Origin of the sequence: Psychrobacter sp. PP-21 (assembly GCF_033790785.1) — a bacterium.
GTDB lineage: Bacteria > Pseudomonadota > Gammaproteobacteria > Pseudomonadales > Moraxellaceae > Psychrobacter.
This window is the reverse complement of sequence record NZ_JAMYEB010000012.1, coordinates 67372-88014: the sequence shown is the minus strand read 5'-3', so window position 1 is coordinate 88014 and position 20643 is coordinate 67372. Positions and strand designations below refer to the sequence as shown.

Here is a 20643-nt window from a genome sequence, read left to right as displayed (position 1 = left end):
ACACCTTTGATCCAGCGCCTAACTTCAACGGCACCGTGCCCCAAGTGAGCTATACAGTGACCGACCCTGAGGGCAACACTGACAGCACCACCTTAGACATCACTGTAACGCCAGTAGAAGATATACCGGTCGCGAGCCCTGAAGTTGAAAGCACGCCTGAGGACACTGACTTAACCGGCAATGTCCTTACTAACGATACTGATGGTGACGGTAACAACACCCTAACTGTAGATTCAGCCACCGTAGACGTTAATGGCAGTGGCGACCAAGTTGCTTTAGAGCTGGGTGTTGCAACAACCATCACTGATGACAATGGTGATGCAATTGGTGACTTGACCCTAAGCGCAGATGGCAGTTACACCTTTGATCCAGCGCCTAACTTCAACGGCACCGTGCCCCAAGTGAGCTATACAGTGACCGACCCTGAGGGCAACACTGACAGCACCACCTTAGACATCACGGTTGAGCCGGTGAATGATGCCCCAGTAGCGGTAGATGATAAAAAGTTAGACCAAACATTTGGTTCTGATGTGACTCTTGATGTATTAAGTAACGACACCGACCCTGAAAATGACATTGACCCAGCAACCGTCATTATTACCCAGGCCCCAGTTGGAAGCATCATTGCCACTGATGGTAAATCGGTTGTTGTAGCGAATGAGGGTAAGTGGAGCGTTAATGAAACTACAGGTGTCATTACATTTGAGCCAGAAGAAAGATTTGTAGGTAACCCAACACCTATTAGTTATACCGTATCTGATAGTACGAACCTCACCTCTGATCCCGCTACCGTCACCATCGACTATGATCAACCTACTAGAACTGAAGTTGCGACTCCTGGTCGTGTTTCTGAAGAGGGGCTAGAAGGTGGCAATCCAGATAGCGATCCAAACTCAACATTAGATACCACTGACTCTGCATCTGATACGGTTGATAATTGGATTAGAGTAACCGACACCGATACAGACTTAGCAGATGCCGTGGTTGGATTTACATTGCCAACAACTGGCAACAATATTATGAGCCAAGGTAACCCTGTTATTTTTAGAATTGATTCAGCCACAGGAAATATCATTGGTGAATATGAATACATAGACAGTAATAACGTCACCCAAATACAGAATGTCCTGACCATAAGCCTAAATGGTAATAAAGAAGTCATTACTGACGGTTATCAATTTGGTTATGATGTTACATTGGCCGCTCCTGTAGATCATACGCAAGGTGATGATGTAGAAGGTATATTGTCTATCAACTTCGGTGTTGAGGTGTTCGAAAATGCGTCGGCTATTGAGTCATTAGTACAATCTGATGAGCTGTTAGCTATCATTGAAGATGACTCTCCAGCGTCTCAACCTGTGGTGTGGAATATTGATGTACAGCAAGAGACTATTACTATTAGTGGTTTACAAACGGGCTTTACTGACTCATTGTTTACTGAGCCAACAACTTCTGGTTATTTGATTGCTAATAATCCGTCATCTGCAAACCCTGGTAATACTGTCTCATCTAGAGATTATGGCGGTACAGTTGGTGAATTGTTTGCTGAACTAGATGCCACATATCAGGCGGCAGATGGTAATACTTACGTAGATACGCTCGACGAAGCTATTTATTGGGGTGTACCAGCTAATCAAAATGGAGAAGAGACACCTCCTGCTGGTTATACAACTCGTGAAGATCTTGACTATCAAGGTGCTGGTGAAGAGATTAAGTTCGAAACCGATCTTGATTTGGGTGACTTCTCACATATCAACTTTGGTGTATTTGGAAATGGTGGTGTTTTAATTGAGACAACGCTAAACATTGATTTCACAATGGATGTAAATGGTAACTCTGAGCCGGTAAATGTCGATTACTTATTAAAACACAATGAAACAATTAATAGCTTCACGACTGCTACCTTTGGGTTGGACACTGACACTTACTCAGATGTTTTTGTACAGAGCGATTTTATTGTGATACCAAATGCTTCGAAAATTATTGATATCGCTGGTCAACAGTATCAACTTGATATCACACTTGCCAATCAAGATACAGATTCCAGTATTGACTCCGATAAAAACAAAGATTTCCTGAAAATATATCAAGGCTATGATGGTGTTGATAATGACGGTGATGGTAGAGTCGATGAGTCAATATATTCTGCAGTCGGGAACTCAATAGGTGGGTTTATTGATCAAGCCGCGAATGGCACTTTCTACTATGACTTAAATGGTAATGGTATTTTGGGTGATAGAGGAGATGCAGAATATACACGTAATACACCAGATGGTTATAGATATACTATTCTTGGCAATAACGATATTGCTTATATTGATGCTGATAGAGACTTAGTTTCAGATGGTATTGATTTTGACGGTGATAACATAAATGATGCTGTCGATATTAATGGTGATGGCAGACTTGACTATATTGTGTATAGTACTACAGGTCAGCGTGCTGAGGACACTGATGGTGACGGAGTCATAGATAGAGTTGATACAAATAATGATGGCATCGTTGATACGGATCTCGTGTTAGATGGTTCTGACTATAACCCTGCATTGGATGACGCAGGTACTTTCGTGGTCAATAGTGAAGAAGGTCAAGAAAATACTTATGATGTTATTGGCAAGTTAACGCCGCTAAATCCGCTACCAAAGTTAAGTAATAATATTGTCGTTGAAGGAAAAGTTGCAGTTGGTGCTGATACAGTTAACTACCTTAACTCGACTGGAACTGGTATTGTTTGGTCTGGTGTATCGACAACAGATAGTGATGGCACAATTACCACCATTAATACTGACAGCGATGCAACTAATTATGAGTTCCAAACTGATTATGGTGTGTTTATTGGTTATGCCGATGGGAGCTATACATTTAATGCAGCAGACAATATCGCTGATATCGTGAATCCCAATGCAGACGACATTGATGTATTCTCGTTCGAATATCAGGACTCTGATGGTGACACAGCCAGCTCAACGGTAACGCTAAACTACAATGAGTACGCAGCGCCTCAAAGCCCAGACTCAATTAACAGTATTCCATCGCGCACTACTGCCGATAATGATTACTTAGTAGGAACTAACCAAGCTGAAGTGATAGAAGGTGGCGATGGAGACGATACTCTAATTGGTTTGAGCGGTATAGACTCGTTGTTCGGTGGTAGTGGTAGCGATACTGTAGTATTTGACAGGAACGATCTTGTCGTTGATGGAGGCGAAGGCGAAAGCTCAGCCAATATTCAAGATAATGATACGTTGTTAATTAATGATCTCAATGTTGTTGCTGGTAATGATATGACTCAAGTCGTTAATTTTGAGACTATCGATATGACCAATGACACCTCTCAAACCCTGAGCTTGGGACTGAGTGATGTGGTTAGTATCACTGATAATAACAATGAGCTATTCATCAAAGGCGATAGTACAGACACGGTTAATATATCGGGCATGACTAAATCAGCTACATCTGATCAAGTGGGTTATGACTTATATCAAGATGGTGCTAACTCTGCCAAGCTATATGTACAAACTTCTATAGATGACAATGTGATTTAAGAATCATTAGCCACTAGTAAATAACAAAGAAAGCGCTCCCAAATGGGGGCGTTTTTTGATATGTGCCTACAGAGATATTATAATTTGATAAGATTACTCAAAATCTATCTTACTTATAATCAAGAACAGTTATAACTAGAGGTAAAGACAGTACTACCTTTGCTGTAAAATAGAGTCTATAAACTCATACAATAAAAAGTCAGCGAAATATAACCCGTTGTTTATTATGGAAATAACTATGAATGCTTCACTGCCACGCCTATACACCTTTCGCCGTTGCCCCTATGCTATGCGCGCTCGTCTTGGTCTAATATTCGCCGAGCTGTCCGTAGAGCTACGAGAAATCACGCTAAAGAACAAACCAGAGAAAATGCTAGCGATTAGTCCAAAAGGCACGGTCCCTGTGTTACAGCTTTTAGATGGATCCGTCATTGAAGAGAGTGCAGAGATCATGACGTGGGCGCTTGAGCAAAACGATCCTCAGGGGCTGCTCGACGAAAAGGTTTCATCTGAGGCTAATGCACTGATAGCACAAAACGATAATGAGTTTAAACAGTGGCTTGATCGGTACAAATATGCCGATCGTCACCCTGAGATGACTCAGTCCGAGTACCGAGAGAAGGGAGAAGTGTTTTTACAAGTCTTAGAGAGCTTGTTGACTGATAATATCTATTTATTAGGAGATAATCCAACCATTGCAGACATCGGTATCATGCCTTTTGTGCGTCAGTTTGCCCATGTGGATCGTGAGGTTTTCTATAATTTGCCCTATCCAAACTTACAGCGGTGGCTACAACATTGGCTTGAGCATCCATTATTTGTCCAAGCTATGACTAAGTTTCAACCATGGCAGGAAGGTGATGAGGTGGTTGTTTTTCCTACTTAGTATGGGTGCCAAATCGATCCATGAAAAATTACAGTGAGAGTAGAGTAGTATATAAAACGCTATATCAAATAAGGCTACTATGTCTAATATAAATACCCCAATGCACCAACGCAGCGTATCGATATCGGATAAAAATAAATATATATCCAGCACCACAGATAAGGTGAAAGAGGCTTTTTTAACGCTACCAGTCGTCATACAAACAGCACTAGAACAATCCAAGCGAGTTGTCGTAATTGCAAACAATCCTGCAATCACGACAGCGCAGCTTGAGAGATTGTTACAACCTGATGATGTCCTAGTGCTATTTAACCATTTTATCCACGCTGATTTCTTTGCCAACCATCAGGCAATAAGTTTATTACCTAAGCTCTTATTTTTTCGGCAAATTGGCGATAGCAAACTGCATTTTGGCTTACCGCCTAGAAGCAATAACCTCTCCATGATGGAGCAAATGGCAAAAACAGCCCCGTTAGGTATATTGACGAGCAATCAATCTTATCCGTTTCCATCGCTGACTGACGACCCAAACCCTGACGATGACCCTATTGTCACTCATCGCGTTTTGAATGTTCCTTTGCCAATGCAAGAGTTGTTGATGAGCCCTACTTATTGTAGCGTGCTATCAGAACGTCATGCAGTTGTTGCTGACTATCCATATTTTGTAGATATTCATTCGTCAGCACCTTCGTCAGGTTTTTTGTTATATCGATTGATGCTAGCAGCTCGAGAGTATGTGCATCATACCCAAAAAACAGAGCTACCGTTAGAGCTACTCTTAATCGGCTTTAACAACAATGATAAAACGGCTCATTTTTGGCACGGTCACAACTGGGCGTTTGAACGTCAGGAGATGAGCGCATTACCGCCTAGGGTATCTATCCATCGATACTAAGATCGTTATCACCGAGCGTGTCGGTTACAGTTAAACATAAGGCGCATTTGGACAGTGGGCATGCTTTACTTCATCGTCGCTAGGCTGCCGTCTCACAGCTATGGGTGAAGACTGTTCTTCTGCCCAATCAATCAGCCCCATGTCAGCAAATTGTGACAGCCATCCTGCCATGGGCCAACACTGCCATTTTTGATAAAAACGATCGGCATTGATAATGATACTATCTAAGTGATTGAGGGGCGGTCGATACACACTATGCTGCTGATGATAGATCACATCGGCAGTAAGGTAAAAATCAATATTCAACTGACGCGCGCTAAAGGCAAAATCTGTGTCCTCTGCTCCGTAGCCTGTATATTGAGTATCAAAGCCACCAATATCGTCGAAAGTCTGTTTTTTAATAGCAAAACATAAGCTCCAAAACGCCCCGTAATCATCAGTTCTCTTGATCGCTGTTATCCCAGTTTCGGTAGGAATTGAGTCTGCCTCATCGAAGTTATACCGATAAGGGTTATAAACAGACAACTCATTTAGAAAAGAAAGAGACAAGTGATTGCTTTGTAATTGTACACTCTCTAAATCTGACAAAGGTCGGGTAAGATAGCGTGGTTGTCCCATCAGTAGCGCATCGGGATGTTGCATGAGCTTGTGATACATGTGCTCAATAAATGTAGGGACGACGATACAATCGACATCTAAGAATATCAGGGTGTCATGAATAGCATGCTGCGCCCCAAGATTGCGATTGTGACCGATATCAAACGCTGCAGTCTGTGTATCGCATTTATCATTCGTAGATGATTGAATAGTAGTCGGTAACTTTATGATATTTAAGGAGAAATAAGCCAGTCGGTCACAATCGGCATCATCATTGACGACGATGACCTCAGCCGGTCTTATGCTACTGTTCTCTAGACTGCTGAGCAGGTTATAAAGGTGGCGGTTACGTCCATAGCAAGTCGTGATAATGGTTATCGGTGCTGTATTGGTATTATTAACAATGGTCATTGTGTATGCTCGTCTCGCTATTATATTATTTGTCGTGTTTGACGTATCATTGCTTATGAGTTGATTCAGGCTTTGATTTGATTTTGGTAAGTAGCCAATTCTCAAACCAGAGCTTCGTACTAGGATAAGCGCATAGACTATTCATAAAAGCTTGAGCAGCCATCAACGTGTTTGTTTCGTCTATATCATCATTACTCACTGGTACCCTATATTGTTTTTCTGGTGCATGGCTCATAGCTTGACTCATAGTATCAAAACATTCAGATTTACCGTGTTGAGCTATCATCAAGGCTTTAAACTGCTCCCAGTTCAATGCCTTGTCTTGGGCGAGTAATGCCTGTGCCATGACCACTTGTTCTTGATGTGGTCGGTCATCAGGTATCACGATAAGAGGGGTTGCATAATGATACGCTTGCGCCACGGCATTCAAGCCGCATGCCATAATCAAATAATCGCTATGATTAATATATGGTGTGACGTCATCTACTTGCGCTGAGATATCGACATAACCTCGTTTATCATCATCAATAGGACCAAGAGAGATAATCAGTGCTTGAGGCAGCAGTCCACGAAGTTCAGGCAACTTATCATCGATTGATTGATGTCCACCATAGCCTTTTATAATCGTAATAATAGTCTGAGTAGTCGCTATAGGCATGGCCGATATCATAGGCTCAGGATCATACGTTGATTCAGGTTTAGTAGATTGAACCGTTGTAGAGAAACGCTTATCCGTGTCTAGCCGCGTCAGTATGTCTATAAAGTCTTCACGAGTGTGTGACTGGGTGTTGCGCGTATAGATAAAATCAAGATATAGCGTCTTATCGCAGACCCAACCAGTAGTATGGGTCGATTCTAAACTCTGAGGATAAGGTGCCAGCAGGGCAAGCGCGCCCGCGAATGTCTCTAGATGGGCAGTATCATCGCGGATACCTGGCAGTCTAACGTACAGATAAGGGACACTGGCCACGCGGCATAACATAGCGATTTCGGCGCTGACATCAATAATCATGAGATCAATATCATAGTGATGAATAGCATCGAGTATTTGATGGCTGCGTCTTTGAATATCGATATTACCTACAGGAGAGTAGTGCAGACCTGCAGGTTTCCAGTATTCTCCAGCCCGTCCTGTTAGCACGTCATCACGACGCTCATCTTCTGGGTACAGCCGCATGATCTGCTGCTCATTGATCGAAGTGAAGCGATAAGTATCAGCTTCTAAACTTGTGAATACTATCAGTTGTTCTCTGACATCATCAGGTAGTAGCGCTGCGAGTTTGTCGGCTTGTCGGCAGTGCCCTGAGCCATGATGATGAGCATAATAACCAATACGCATTATGCTCCTCCTGCAATACTGACCAGCTCATGGTCTGTTGCAACGGATGAATGAGCGTCATTATTAGAAACTTCAAAAGAGTCATGTACCATATCAGACTGCATTTGATGGTTAATGGAATTGTCTTCTTTTAGCGCTGTTTTATAAAGTACCAAGTAGCCTTCGACCATGGCAGCCACGGAACAAAATTGCAATGCGCGCTCGCGGCAAGCCTTACGTGATATTTGCTTAATCATAGAAAAGCTACTAATAAAAGCAGCTTTATCGCCTTTAGGAACGATGATGCCAGTATCTGGGGTAATGATTTCGGCACTGGCGCCAACATCAAAACCAATCACTGGCGTACCACATGCCAAACTCTCAGCCAAGATCAATCCGTAAGGCTCGTCCCAAGTACTGGTGAACAGCATGGCAGTTGCTTGACACAAATAGTGATTAATTTCGTCTTTAGTGGCATGACCGACGTAGCTAAATAGTTTGTTGTTGCCACGTTCACTGTCTTTAGATAATAAGGGGGCTACATATTGATCGAAGTACGCTTCGTTGCTTTTAGGTCCTGCAATGACGAGATTTTTTCCTGCTTCTAGGCAGTACTGCATGGCTAAGTGAGTACCTTTTTCGGGGCAGATACGTCCATACCAGAAATAGGTTTCTTTATCGCTATTTTTATTCGATTTAGTATTGGCAACAAAAGACTCGACGTCGATACCGTTATAAACGGTGTGTGAGGGGACAAACTCAGAAAACAGTTGCTGTTGGTGTTTGCTCACGGCTGTAAATTGAGTGGTTGTACCAGCACGAAGGGTCAACAGTGCCAACCGCAGTTGCGGGAAGATAGGCGTATGAAAAGTGGTGAAAAACCTTTTGCCAAGCGCTTGACCTGTCATCATTGGGATGTGATGCAAACTGTGGTTGTGTACGATATCGATTTCACCGCGCTCGTCACGTTCGATGATATCTCGTAGGGCTATCTGATAAGCAAGATACTGATACATCTCCTCACGATCCATCGCTACTGCTTCGTGCTCATTGTCATAGACCATGTCATCAAATTCATGACGAGTCAATAATGGTACCAGCGTTGCGTTGGTCTCGCTATCTTCGTGCGCATAAAGTAGTACGTCATGCCCTTGTGCCACCAGTTCATCGCAAATGAGTTGGGTGATCATCTCTAGACCACCCGCATAGGGCTGAGCAATAGGGTACAGTGAGTGCGCAATGATAGCGATACGTAGTGGCGAGGTTGAAGACCGAGTCATGTTATCAAGACCTTTATAATGATAAACGTTTTGGCTATCGGTAAGACGATACACAGTAGCCCTAGTATAGAAATGGTAAAAAACAAGCTAATAATGCTTAAAATCCACCTCTATGAGTCGATGGTTTTTTTGTCTTTGAATAACGCTGACATATAAGAAGTGGTTACGACTTTGTTCCTATTATGCGCTGTTCTCAAGGTGTACTTGAGCGTTTCATTCATACTAGACGTGCCTGATGCGATATCAGTAAAATTGTTTATGGCTACACTGGCTGCTGCAAGCTTCAAAATACAAACCAGCATGGCACATATGAATAAGACAGGGGAGTAAAGCGGTGAGAACGGGGCAACAGCCACTGCGGTAATGATATTTACGATCAGCAGTAATTTTGGTAATGCCGTGATGTTCTTTAGAAGTAACGAATAACGGCTACGGACGTCCTTGTGTTTTGGTGTACAGACAAACGGTTTGTTCTGACCCCACAACACAGGTAGCCATGACAATGCACCAATCTCCCAAAAATTTAAGTGCATCAGCCAGGCTCGTACGCCTTTTACAAAGCGTGGTTGATGACTGCGGTCTAGTTGTTTATTCAAAGGAGTTTGATCACGGCAGTATGCCCATAGACGCCTGATAATAAAAAACGCGTACCCTGCATAGACTAGGTATAAGGGGGCAATCATAGGTGTATCAGAATTACCCATCGAAAGTAGATTGGCGATTAAAAACAAAGAGCAAACATGCAAAAGGATAAAAAATCCTGTGAAGTTCACCCAAGCGCTCAGCTGAGACAGATGAGCCCTTATGTACCCTAGATGGTCACCAATGCTTTTGTATTTAGAAGGAGGTGTCGATTGAGAAGAGTGTGGCGTTGATAGATAATCAGTAAGCACTTGCATATTGCCATATATCCAGCGTCGTCGCTGACAGATGAGATCATGTAGTGTATTGGGCAGTAGACCTGTGGCAATCACCTCTGGTATGAACTGGCTGCGAAACCCTTGTCGATGCATGAGGACGCCCATCTGAGCATCTTCAGTAATAGACGCCCCTGACCAGCCACCTATGGTCAACATATCTGAACGCCGAATCACTGCATACGTACCCGTTGATAAAGCACGTGTACGATTAAAAGGTCGATATAAGTGATGGTTAAAGTAATGATTTAACTCGCTATGGGCATCTACTTGTCCCTCATTACGATAGAACTGCGGAAACTGGAGTAGCGTATGGTCAGGGTGCTGTGCGATAGCTTGCGCGATAGCATGTCTAGCATGTGGTAATGCCTGATAATCACTATCGACAACAACGATATGAGTACATCTTGGATCCATCAACCCCAGTGCTAAGTTCAAAGCCCCTGCCTTAAATCCTGCGACATGATCGACATGATAAAAATGAACATTTAGCGCATCATCCAAGCCGTTACAAAATGCTGCTAAGGGTTCATATAGCGCCGACTCTGTATTGTTGTTATCGATAATAAGTATTTCATCGTGAACGTTTTTGACTGCTAATAAAGACTTGATAGTGGCAATAACTAGCTCTGGAGGCTCAGCCCGCGTCATCAATTGAAAACTGAGCATTGCTGTTTTCAAAGCTTCTGGTTTGGCAGTCATATCTAGTCCTTAGGCATATGAAGCAGGGGAAAGTTATGTATAGAAATGGGGCTTTTATAGACATCGTGTGCTTGTAGCAATGGTAGGGGTGTGTATCTCCAACGACTCAATCAATATCAATGAATACTAATACAAAATTAGGTAACTATTTAGCCGATAATTGTTTATGGTGAATTAACGGTGTAAGTCTATGTAATATGACTGGACGACAGTCGATGTTTGGTCAAATAGAAAAACAGGAATTTGGTCTATAGAAAATTGATCTATAAAAAGTTGGTCTATAGGGAATCAAGCTATGTAGAGGAAGGTGTATTGAAGTTCTAGGTTATAGCGTTGAGTTTGTGAGAGATGCAAGAGTAAAAGGGTTGTTAGGCAGGCAGCATCAGTTAGTGATAGGTATCGGAACAATTATTGTAGTGTTTATCTGAAGCTATGATGAAAGCTATAATACTGGGACTTGCCACTTCAAGCACGTCTTGTCATCAGCCAAAATATCTATACTGCCATCGATCTAACCGTTAGGCTAACCGTGATGGCAGTGAGGGTAATCAGCTTTGATATTATAGATATTGTGAATTGTAGAGAGTCATACTCAATAGCATTGTGCTTAAGGGGTGTTGTATCTATGCAGAAGGCGTACCTGAAAAGTAGCTGCTCAACTCCTGAATATGCTCAGGACCAATACCACAGCAGCCTCCGATCAATGAGGCACCTTGTGCTTGCCATTTTTGTGCCCAATGCAGATAGGCAGGTGGCGTTAGGTCATCACGTACCTGATTGAGTGTATCATTTGCCGCGGCGTTTTTCGGTTGCGGCGGAAAGGCATTGGCATAGGCACCAAGCTCAATATGGGTCGCATTTTTATCTCGCAACGTGCTTTGGGCGACATCTAATGCTTGATCGATAACATTAGGCTGACAGCAGTTAAACAGGATCGCTTCGACGTCGCGGTCTGCCATTGCCGCAACTGCTTCTGCTACCGTCTCTCCTGAACGCAGGCGTGGTACATCGATATCCATGTTATCTTCTAAAGTAAAAGCAATCCATATTGGCTTATGATCTGTGTCTAGCGTACTTAGTAATTCACGAACAGCGATAGATTCTGCGATCAGACTTTGGGTTTCAGCGAGCCAAAAATCCACATACGGGCTCAATCCATTTATAAGCGGAGCCGCAATGTCTTCTACATGGTCAGCATCAAACAAATCGGCACGGTAAGAGCCAAATAATGGCGGGATAGACCCTGCTACTTGGGTTGTAGTGCCTTCTAGGATAACTGCTGCACGTGCCATTTCGCCTGCTGATGCTGATAATTCCTGAGCCTGCTGCGCAAAGCGTTCTGCGCCAATATGAAAGGGCACAAGGGCATAGCTGTTGGTGGTGATGACATCGGCGCCGCTTTTGATATAAGCGCGGTGTACGTCGCGAACGACTTCGGGCGCTTCTATCATCGCCAGTGCTGACCATTCAGGTTGACGAAACGGTGCGCCGCGCTTCGCTAATTCTCGTCCCATGCCGCCATCGATAATTGTGGTTTTTTTGGTTGGCATAACGCATCCTTCTTGATAATAAATGTATATATCTACTGAGTCTGTATCTTAAAAAATAGAGTGTTTTGACGGGGCGAAATACTAGGCGCAATACGCAATAGATGCAACCAAAAGTTTGGTAACAATGTTAACGGTTGGTTTTTTAAAGATAGTATGACGCTGGTTATAGCAAAATGGCGATGAGAAGTGCTTGGTTAAACTTGTCATGCCGACTTGTCATGTCGACGCTGTTTGGTTGATTGAGCGCATAAGACAGCGTTAGAGTAAGAAAGTTTTAAAGTGAGACAGTGTTAAGGAGTTTTAATCCAAACATAAAATAAGGCAGATACTATGATCAGTATCTGCCTTATATCACTTTAGGTGTATTGTTTCACTCTCTATAGTTAGCAACCTGTTGCTAGGGGCTTAATGTATAGATGTGATTAGCCTTGAGGTGTGATCAAGTATTTCTCACCAGTGGCTTGCTTGCCATAAGTGGCGATTGACTTTAATTGCAATGCTTCCTCTAACGTCACTTCATGGGTATAGCTGCTTGCAAACGTGGTGGTGATTTCTTCTGCAACTCTTTGACGCATCGACATAACGGTTTTGGTGCCTAGTTTGCCGAGTGCATTGAATAGTAAGAAACCATTGACACCCCAAGCAAAACCAAAGTTACGATTTAGCGTGATAGGTCCACGGTTAAGAGCGCCATAAATATAGGCTTGTTTGAACGTGTTTGAGCCATATACGCTATACTCTTCCACATCGCGAGTGATGGCCGCTTCCATGCAGTTTAGGATATCGCTGGTCAATTGACCGCCGCCTACAGGATCAAACGAAATAGTAGCTCCTGTTTCGACAATCGCTGCTGTCAGATCTTTCAAGAACGTATCGTTGCTTGAGTTGACCACATATTTTGCGCCCATATCACGCAGTAGTTTTTCTTGTTCTTCTTTACGCACGATATTGATCAAATCGATACCATCTGCCATACAGATACGGTTGAGCATTTGACCTAGACTAGAGGCAGCGGCTGCATGAATGATGGCTTTGTGACCTTCAGCGCGCATAGTCTCGACCATCGCTAGTGCAGTAAGCGGGTTCACAAAAGAAGACGCACCTTCTTTAGCAGTCGTGCCTTCTTTTAATTCAAGGCAGCTTTTTACATTGACGCAGTGGTACTGGCGATAAGTACCGCCGCCGATCACAGCAACCATCTTACCCATCAATGCTTGTGCCGCCTCTGACGACCCTGCTGCAACGACGGTACCGGCGCCTTCATTACCTACTGGAGTGTCTTCATTGACACGTGTTTTCAGTGATGGCATGAATTTGGCAGGTATATCGGCAGTAATGACTGGGCTTTGCTCAGTGCCTGATTGCACAGCAGTTGACATATCAGCGGCGCTGAACATCACCCCAAAATCAGAAGGGTTCAATGGGGCGGCTTCAATGCGTACAACGACTTCATCTGCACGAGGGGTTGGTATCTCGATATCTTGTAGCGCTAGGGTCAGTTTATTGTCATCACTAACGGTAGAGGTCAGTTGGATATTTTTATCAGTCATAAGATTTGCTCCTGCAAATAATTATAGGTGTTGAACCACTTATATTAGTGTGTTGGTTAGGTTTTAGGTGTTGTTTAATCAACGCACTTATTTTAATAGTGGGTGTTTTTGTTGCGCATTACTTTCATGCTTTATTTAGCTTGGGTCGCTTGTATCTGAGCTTGTACATGCTGCATGAATTCAGGCATATTTGCCAAACGATCTTTTTCGACAGTCTGGGCAATATCCGACTGACTCATAGAGGTACTCCACTCTTTCATGCCAGGGATTTGTGCCAATACGTCCCATTCGAGCTGGCTTGAGGCAAAGGTGTTAACAATAAGGTTCACATAGTGGACGTAGATGTCAGCCATGGTGAACTGCTCGCCTGCAATCCAAGGTGAGAACTGGCACAAGCTATTTAAAGCGCCGATACCGCGCTCCAACACTTGGCGTACTTCAGCTTTGAGTGGCTCAGGCGCTGCAGTACCCGAAAACACATACGGTATGAGTCGGCGACTTGGCAGCTCAAAGTAAAGCTCTGCTATTTTCATAATTTGACGTACCACAGCACGCTCACCAGCATCTGTAGGGTATAGCGGCATATCAGGGTGAGTCTCTTCGATAAAATCACAAATCACACTCGACTCTGAAATATTGAGTCCGTCATCAGTGGTAATGGCTGGTACTTTACCCACGGGGCTGACTGACAGTAGCTCATCGCTACCAGCGAAGATTAGGTTTTCTTCAAAAGGTATCTGTTTGTACAGTAAGGTATGTTTGACGATGTTGTAATAGTTGCTTGCAGCAAAACCGTGCAAAGTAATCATATGTCATTCTTCCATTGTTGACGTGATGGGTTATTTTTAGTCGTGTTTTAATCGCGTTTTAGTCGTGACGCTCAAGTTAACCACATTATTACTGGTTTTAACATGGTTATATATAGGATAAAAAGTCAATCACTATTGCTTTTAAGACAACAATAGAGCCAAAATACTTGGCTACTCAAGCTTAGATAGTGAATGGAGAAGTTAGTTGGATCAATTACGTGCAATACGATATTTTAGTAAAGTGGTCGAAACGGGGAGCTTTACCAAGGCTGCAAAGGCATTCGACGTACCGCCATCTTCACTATCAAGACGCGTGTCTGATTTGGAGAAGAGTTTGGGCGCGACTCTATTACAGCGTTCGACTCGAATGGTTAAGCTGACCGAAGTGGGGCATGTCTACTACAATGATGTGCAGCATATACTGAACCAACTAGAGCAAAGCAAAGAGACCGTTCGGAGCTACCAAACCACCCCGATGGGGCGTTTGCGTATCAGCTCAATGGTAGGGTTTGGGGAGAGGATACTGCTGCCGTTATTAGATGACTTTAGTGCTCTATATCCGCAGATTATATTGGATGTCAGCTTGAGTGACGAGCTATCGGCACTCGGACGTGATGATATCGATATTGCGATTCGCGGTGGCTACGCGCCAAACGAACGTGTGCTTGCTATCAGGCTTATGGACAATAGCTTTATCCCCGTTGCCTCTCCGAGCTACCTAGAGCAGCATGGCACCCCCAAGCATGTGTTGGAACTCAAGAATCATCGTGGTCTATACTTTAAAGCGCCAAACGGCCCAACGCCGTGGCTGTGTCATGTAGATGATCAGTGGCACGATGTCTCAGGGCCTGCGGTTGCGATCTCAAATAACGGACCTTGGCTGGCACAAAAAGCCAGTAACGGCGAAGGTATCTTGATGTCTACTCGGTGGGCGCTGGCGTCGTATCTTGAGTCAGGCGCACTGCAAGAGTTAAACTTCGAACACAAGTTAGCCATCACTCAGCATTCTGACATGGCGGTTTATCTGCTGTATCAAAAACAGCGCTACCTAGTGCAAGGTAAAAGCGGCGGTAGATTTTTTGGTTGAAAGAATACAAGTGGCAGGTGTAGGTAAATAGCCTAAGCAAGAATGCTATAATCAAACTACGATAAGTAGAAAAAGGGTTATTCTAAAACTAATTTTGAGTATAAATGGAGTGAATTTTGGAAACATATACAATAAAAACAATTGAAAAAGTTATGGCTTTTGCCACGAATTTTGTTCCTCAAAACCAAAGTAGTTTTAGAGGAGTGATTAATAGTAAATTTGATTTAACACCCTCGGTAGGACGATTGCCTAGCATAGGATCACCACAGCTTGAAATTGAGCGAGAGAAGTTTTTGCTGCGAGAGTTCAAAATGAAAGCGGCGATGCATGTAAACATAAAACCAGAGAATGATTGGGAATGGTTAAGTTTAGCTCAACATTACGGGTTACCTACAAGATTGCTAGATTGGACAACAAACCCATTGACAGCTTTATATTTTGCCACAAACCACAGTATTGAAGAGCTGTATTCAGATGAACAGCTTACTGATGGAGCAGTTTATTTATTAATAAGTCACATATATATTGACGCTAGTTATCATATTAATCCATTCGATATTGAAGAGACACTAGAATTTCATTCTCCTATAATATCTGATAGAGTTCAAAATCAATCTGGATCATTCACGGTACATCCTAATCCTAGAGAGCTATTTAACACGGAAAAATTAACAAAGTTTATTATTCCAGGTGAGTTAAAACGAGAAATACAGAGTAGGTTGTCCATTCTTAATGTTGTTGAGTCTAATATCTATCCTGGCCTTGATGGAATAGCCAAGGCTTTAAAAGTTAAATATTATCGAGAAACTGTTACTAACTTTGGTGCGTTTGATAGTTCTCATTACGCCAAGAAACAGATAAAAGGTTTGTGATAGGTTTACCAAGTTGATATTTCGGTCTTCGTTCTGTTTTTGTGTGGCACTATTACTTAATTCCTAAATAGCACTATAGTTAAAAAACAACTCACAAAAGAGTCCTCACTGTTCATTTATACCACTGAGATGAATTTCAAGATTTGAACAGTAAGAACCTTTGTTACTGGTCGGTTACCAACAACCTTATACGTTGCTACAACCGATAGTGAAAGCGACCTAATTATTAACAGCAGACACTAACTAATATACAAATTACTCTCAATCATATTCTTCATATGCAGCAGGCGAGGGGCAATGTCTTCTTCTAGCTTGGTACGACTCAGGATAAAACTGGGCGCGCCGCAGTTAAAGGTGAGTAAGCCTTCCGTTGGATGCATCAGCGCAATAGCGACTGCATTAACGTCCTTTTGCCATTCACTAATCGAAAAACAATAGCCGTACTCTTCGTAATCTTGAAAGGCTTTATCTAATCCTCGTCTGATTTTGAGCCAATCATCCTTATACTTACTACGAATAGCATTCAAGATAAACTCTTGCTCAGCAGGTGGCATACTGGCTAGGCAGGCTCGCCCCATTGAGCTTAAATGAATAGGCAAATAAGAGCCGACGTTGCGCTGCATGGTGGTGCTACCGGCACCTTGTACCACATTGAGATAGACCATCATCAGCCGATCGCGGGTCGCCATGGCAACAGCGCTATTGGCATAATCTGCCAGCTCTTCCATATAGGGGGTGGCAAGGTTATTGATAGAGATGTTGGTCATCATCGTATAACCAAAACCAAGTACGCCTGTTGAGAGCTGGTACTTACTGCTGTTGGTGGACTGTTTTAGATAGCCCAACTTGACTAAGGTATAAGTCAGACGAGTAATGGTCCCTTTGGGCAGCCCTGTCAGCTGGCTTAAGTCTTGATTGCCCAGATAGGGACGCTGCGGTGTAAAACAGCGCAGCAGCTCTAGCCCTCGAGCGAGCGCAGTGACAAACTGTCTGTCGTTTTTGTCACGCATCTCTGCAATGGGCTCTAACAGCTCGATATGCATCTCATTGTTAGCATCTTCATTGGCAAGGGTGTCATTCGTCATATGCAGTCTACTATTCCCAATTAAGTCCATACAAACATCATCATTTTCACTACCTAGCGCATCCAAGAGCCAATACGGTCACTCATATTGACTCGTGCAATGGCTGACAGTATCAGCCTATAGTCATGTGCTGAGGGCAGTCTGTCCCTTCAATTATACTATGATAAGTTATCATTGAACGCTCAGCATAACACGATATGTATAGATTGTTTCGCTATGCGGTATGAATGGTAGCGACATAAGCTACTAAAGGAGGTTGCTAAAGTGGTTACTAAAGGCGTCACTAAAAGTACTCCTACACTCAACGTGCGCCTACGCTTGTTGCGGGTCGTACTGCTTTTCTTTGATAAATAGCGTTGGGATAAGACCACATAAGAAGTAAGCACCTGCCATCAGTAGTAGACCGGCACCGATAGAGTTGTGCATCGCCATATAACCAATTGCAACAGGGGCAATCACAGAACCCAAGCGACCGATATTGAATGCACCACCAATAGCCGTACCGCGAATAGCAGTAGGGAAGCTTTCGGTCAAATAAGTGGCGTTGATCGCATAAGGAATACCATACAAGAAACCAAAAGTGATCATGAGCCAGCCGATGTTTTCTGGGGTATGCATATAGACCAGTATCGGGATAAAGAGAGCAGTACCCATGGTGCCAAAGGCAAAGACGATTTTGCGACCAATCTTATCTGCCATATATCCTGCGACTACTTTGGCAAACATCATGGTCAAGTACGTACCCGCCATATATAGCGCCATTTCTTTAAACTTAATCCCAAGCTCGGTCTCTAGATAAGAGGGGAGCCAGTTGCTCACGCCAAAATAACCGAACAGTAATAGTCCTGAGCTCATCGACCACAGAATAAACATGATACGGTGTCTTGGGTTGTCTAATATCGCCTTGTAGGGGTTTTCTGTTTTTTTGAGTGGGTCTTGTGCGCCGCTCAACTTCAACGCTCGAGCGTCCTTCCAAGATTGAGGTTCAGGAACCAGAAAGTACATCGCGACGGCGAGGATAAGGGGTAAGAAAGTCAACAGATATAGTGTGCGCCAACCATAACTGGGGATGATCCAAGCGGATATACTGGTGATAACCAATGAGCCTAAGGTAAATCCAGTCATCAAGGCAGCAAGGACGGTAGTACGGTGCTTGGTAGGCACCATCTCTGACATCAGCGTGTTGGTAGCGATATAAAGACTGCCCAGACCCAAACAAGCAAAGGTCCGTAGGGCTATAAACTGCTCGTAGCTCTGTACCATGCCACTAAACCCAGACAGTATTGAGAACATCCCAGTAGCCAGAACAATCACTCGTACTCTGCCAAACCGATCGCAAGCCCAGCCACCAAAAAACCCACCGATAGCCATACCAAATAGAGACCAGCTGCCGAGCGCCCCTGCCTGCACATTGGTCAATGCAAACTCCAGTTTTAGGCTGGATAAAGTAAAGGCGAGAATACCAATATCAGCCCCATCACATAACAGAACCAAAAAACAAAATACAAAGGCCAGTTTCCAAGGTTGTTTTTGGACAGCGCTTGCGCTTGGGTCTGACGTCATAACAGCACTTTTCACAATGTATATCCTTATCGTTGTGAGAACAAAAGAGTAACGAAGTACAAAAAAAGACGGTACCGGCATCCTAGCCAATACCGCGATACATCCTAATGGTCAATCAAGACTACTCGCTGGCTTCTTTGATCATGTTGCGAGCGATGATAACTTGCTGTATCTGAGTGGTACCTTCATACAAACGATAGAGACGCACATCACGATAAAAACGCTCGATACCGTAGTCAGCGATATAGCCTGCGCCGCCATGAATCTGGACAGCTCGGTCAGCCACGCGGCCACACATCTCGGTGGCAAACATCTTGGCGCACGACGATTCGGTGACGACGTCTTTGCCCTCATCGCGCAGACGTGAGGCATCTAACACCATAGAACGAGCTGCATATATTTCTGCTTTTGAGTCAGCAAGCATGCCTTGAATCAGCTGAAAACTGGCAATAGGCTGACCAAACTGCTTGCGATCGACGGCATAGTGTAGGGCGTCATCTAACATACGAGTGGCAGCGCCAGTACTGGCGGCGGCAATATGTAGGCGCCCTTTATCAAGCACTTTCATGGCGGTCTTAAACCCAACACCTTCAACACCACCAATCAGCGCGTCTGCTGGTACGACACAATTATCAAAGATCACATCGCAGGTATGCGCGCCTTTTTGTCCCATTTTTTTGTCTATCTTGCCCAAGGTAATACCAGGCGTGTCACTCTCAACGATAAATGCTGAAATCCCGCCAGAACGTTTGTTTTGGGGATCTGTGCGTGCCATAACTGTGAATATGCCAGCCTGCGGGGCGTTGGTGATATAGCGCTTGGTACCGTTGATGATATAAGTATCGCCATCTTTTATAGCAGTCGTCTTCAGTGACGCCGCATCTGAGCCTGACTCCGGCTCAGTCAAACAAAACGAACCGATAATCTCACCGCTGGCCAACCTGGGTAAGTATTTCTGCTTTTGCGCTTCAGTACCGTCGATCACCAGTCCAGATGAGCCGATACCGTTATTGGTCCCTATAAGCGAGCGAAACGCAGGGGAGGTGCGGCCTAGTTCAAACGCCAATGTAACCTCTTCTTCCATCGTGACACCTAGTCCGCCGTACTCTTCAGGAATAGTCAGTCCAAAAAGCCCCAGCTCACGCATCTGCTCAATAATCTCTTCTGGGAGACGATCGTTTTCTGCCACCCAATGCTCCAATGGGACGAGTTGATCGTTTACGAAGTTACGAATGGTTTGGGTGATATGGTCGAGGGTTTCTTTATCTCTAATCATGTGAATCTTCCTTGTTTGATTAACCGCTACTGTTAATAGTGGTTTTATAAGCGTCCTGAGTTGGGGGAAATCTTAGTTTTTGATAAACAATATGATTAATACTGAACAACAATCTAATTGTCTTAGGCAAACAGCATAATCGATGGTTTATTAAATTACAATAGTTTTGGTTTAAAAAACCGCATTGCGGTTTAAATACAAGTAGTATTCATGAGAAATTGAACAAATATTTTGATATTTAGCCAGTTTTTACTTCACAAATGAAAATAAACGCTATATATTGGTATCAAATATCGCTGT

The 20643-nt window shown here is 43.6% G+C and carries 15 protein-coding genes; 5 read left to right on the top strand and 10 right to left on the bottom strand.

What is annotated here, in order from left to right; translation table 11 throughout:
- From NJD71_RS10210 to NJD71_RS10200, 3 genes are all read left to right on the top strand, one after another.
- On the top strand, positions 1 to 3545 hold a 3545-nt coding region (locus NJD71_RS10210), incomplete at its 5' end, for an Ig-like domain-containing protein (protein ID WP_319051861.1).
- A 238-nt stretch (positions 3546 to 3783) separates the two neighbouring features.
- Positions 3784 to 4431, top strand: coding sequence for a glutathione S-transferase (locus NJD71_RS10205; RefSeq protein ID WP_319051860.1), 648 nt, complete (start codon positions 3784 to 3786; stop codon positions 4429 to 4431).
- A 79-nt stretch (positions 4432 to 4510) separates the two neighbouring features.
- Positions 4511 to 5326 carry a hypothetical protein gene (locus NJD71_RS10200; protein WP_319051859.1) on the top strand — a complete coding sequence of 272 codons (816 nt, stop codon included), beginning with the start codon at positions 4511 to 4513 and terminating at the stop codon, positions 5324 to 5326.
- A gap of 30 nt (positions 5327 to 5356) precedes the next feature.
- Here NJD71_RS10200 and NJD71_RS10195 read toward each other — a convergent pair whose 3' ends face one another.
- The 7 genes from NJD71_RS10195 to NJD71_RS10165 all read right to left on the bottom strand — a co-directional run bounded on the left by NJD71_RS10195 (position 5357) and on the right by NJD71_RS10165 (position 14460).
- Entirely contained in the window at positions 5357 to 6334 is a 978-nt protein-coding gene (locus NJD71_RS10195) for a glycosyltransferase family 2 protein (RefSeq protein ID WP_319051858.1), read from the bottom strand.
- Positions 6335 to 6380: 46 nt separating this feature from the next.
- Positions 6381 to 7673, bottom strand: coding sequence for a hypothetical protein (locus NJD71_RS10190; protein ID WP_319051857.1), 1293 nt, complete (start codon positions 7671 to 7673; stop codon positions 6381 to 6383).
- Positions 7673 to 8932, bottom strand: coding sequence for a glycosyltransferase (locus NJD71_RS10185; RefSeq protein ID WP_319051856.1), 1260 nt, complete (start codon positions 8930 to 8932; stop codon positions 7673 to 7675). Before NJD71_RS10185 ends, NJD71_RS10190 begins: the two co-directional genes overlap by 1 nt.
- A 110-nt stretch (positions 8933 to 9042) precedes the next feature.
- On the bottom strand, positions 9043 to 10551 hold the full coding sequence (locus tag NJD71_RS10180) for a glycosyltransferase family 2 protein (RefSeq protein WP_319051855.1): 1509 nt from the start codon (positions 10549 to 10551) through the stop codon (positions 9043 to 9045).
- Positions 10552 to 11174: 623 nt separating this feature from the next.
- A complete protein-coding gene (locus NJD71_RS10175; RefSeq protein ID WP_319051854.1) occupies positions 11175 to 12101 on the bottom strand; it encodes a homocysteine S-methyltransferase family protein in 927 nt (308 codons plus the stop codon).
- Between the two features lie 422 nt (positions 12102 to 12523).
- Positions 12524 to 13651: a zinc-binding dehydrogenase gene (locus NJD71_RS10170; protein ID WP_319051853.1), complete on the bottom strand. Its 1128-nt coding sequence runs from the start codon at positions 13649 to 13651 to the stop codon at positions 12524 to 12526.
- 131 nt (positions 13652 to 13782) lie between these two features.
- The gene (locus NJD71_RS10165; RefSeq protein WP_319051852.1) at positions 13783 to 14460 is read right to left on the bottom strand and encodes a glutathione S-transferase family protein; all 678 of its coding nucleotides are present in this window, start codon (positions 14458 to 14460) and stop codon (positions 13783 to 13785) included.
- Between the two features lie 205 nt (positions 14461 to 14665).
- Between NJD71_RS10165 and NJD71_RS10160 the strand changes: the two genes are divergently transcribed.
- Both NJD71_RS10160 and NJD71_RS10155 read left to right on the top strand, forming a co-directional pair.
- On the top strand, positions 14666 to 15547 hold the full coding sequence (locus NJD71_RS10160; protein WP_319051851.1) for a LysR family transcriptional regulator: 882 nt from the start codon (positions 14666 to 14668) through the stop codon (positions 15545 to 15547).
- A 116-nt stretch (positions 15548 to 15663) separates the two neighbouring features.
- The gene (locus NJD71_RS10155; protein WP_319051850.1) at positions 15664 to 16419 is read left to right on the top strand and encodes an FRG domain-containing protein; all 756 of its coding nucleotides are present in this window, start codon (positions 15664 to 15666) and stop codon (positions 16417 to 16419) included.
- 239 nt (positions 16420 to 16658) lie between these two features.
- Here the strand turns inward: NJD71_RS10155 and NJD71_RS10150 are convergent, their stop codons facing one another.
- The 3 genes from NJD71_RS10150 to NJD71_RS10140 form a co-directional block, all read right to left on the bottom strand.
- Positions 16659 to 17504, bottom strand: coding sequence for an IclR family transcriptional regulator (locus NJD71_RS10150; protein WP_319051849.1), 846 nt, complete (start codon positions 17502 to 17504; stop codon positions 16659 to 16661).
- 312 nt (positions 17505 to 17816) lie between these two features.
- On the bottom strand, positions 17817 to 19067 hold the full coding sequence (locus NJD71_RS10145) for an MFS transporter (protein ID WP_319051865.1): 1251 nt from the start codon (positions 19065 to 19067) through the stop codon (positions 17817 to 17819).
- Between the two features lie 121 nt (positions 19068 to 19188).
- A complete protein-coding gene (locus NJD71_RS10140; protein ID WP_319051848.1) occupies positions 19189 to 20343 on the bottom strand; it encodes an acyl-CoA dehydrogenase family protein in 1155 nt (384 codons plus the stop codon).
- Between the last annotated feature and the right edge of the window lie 300 nt (positions 20344 to 20643).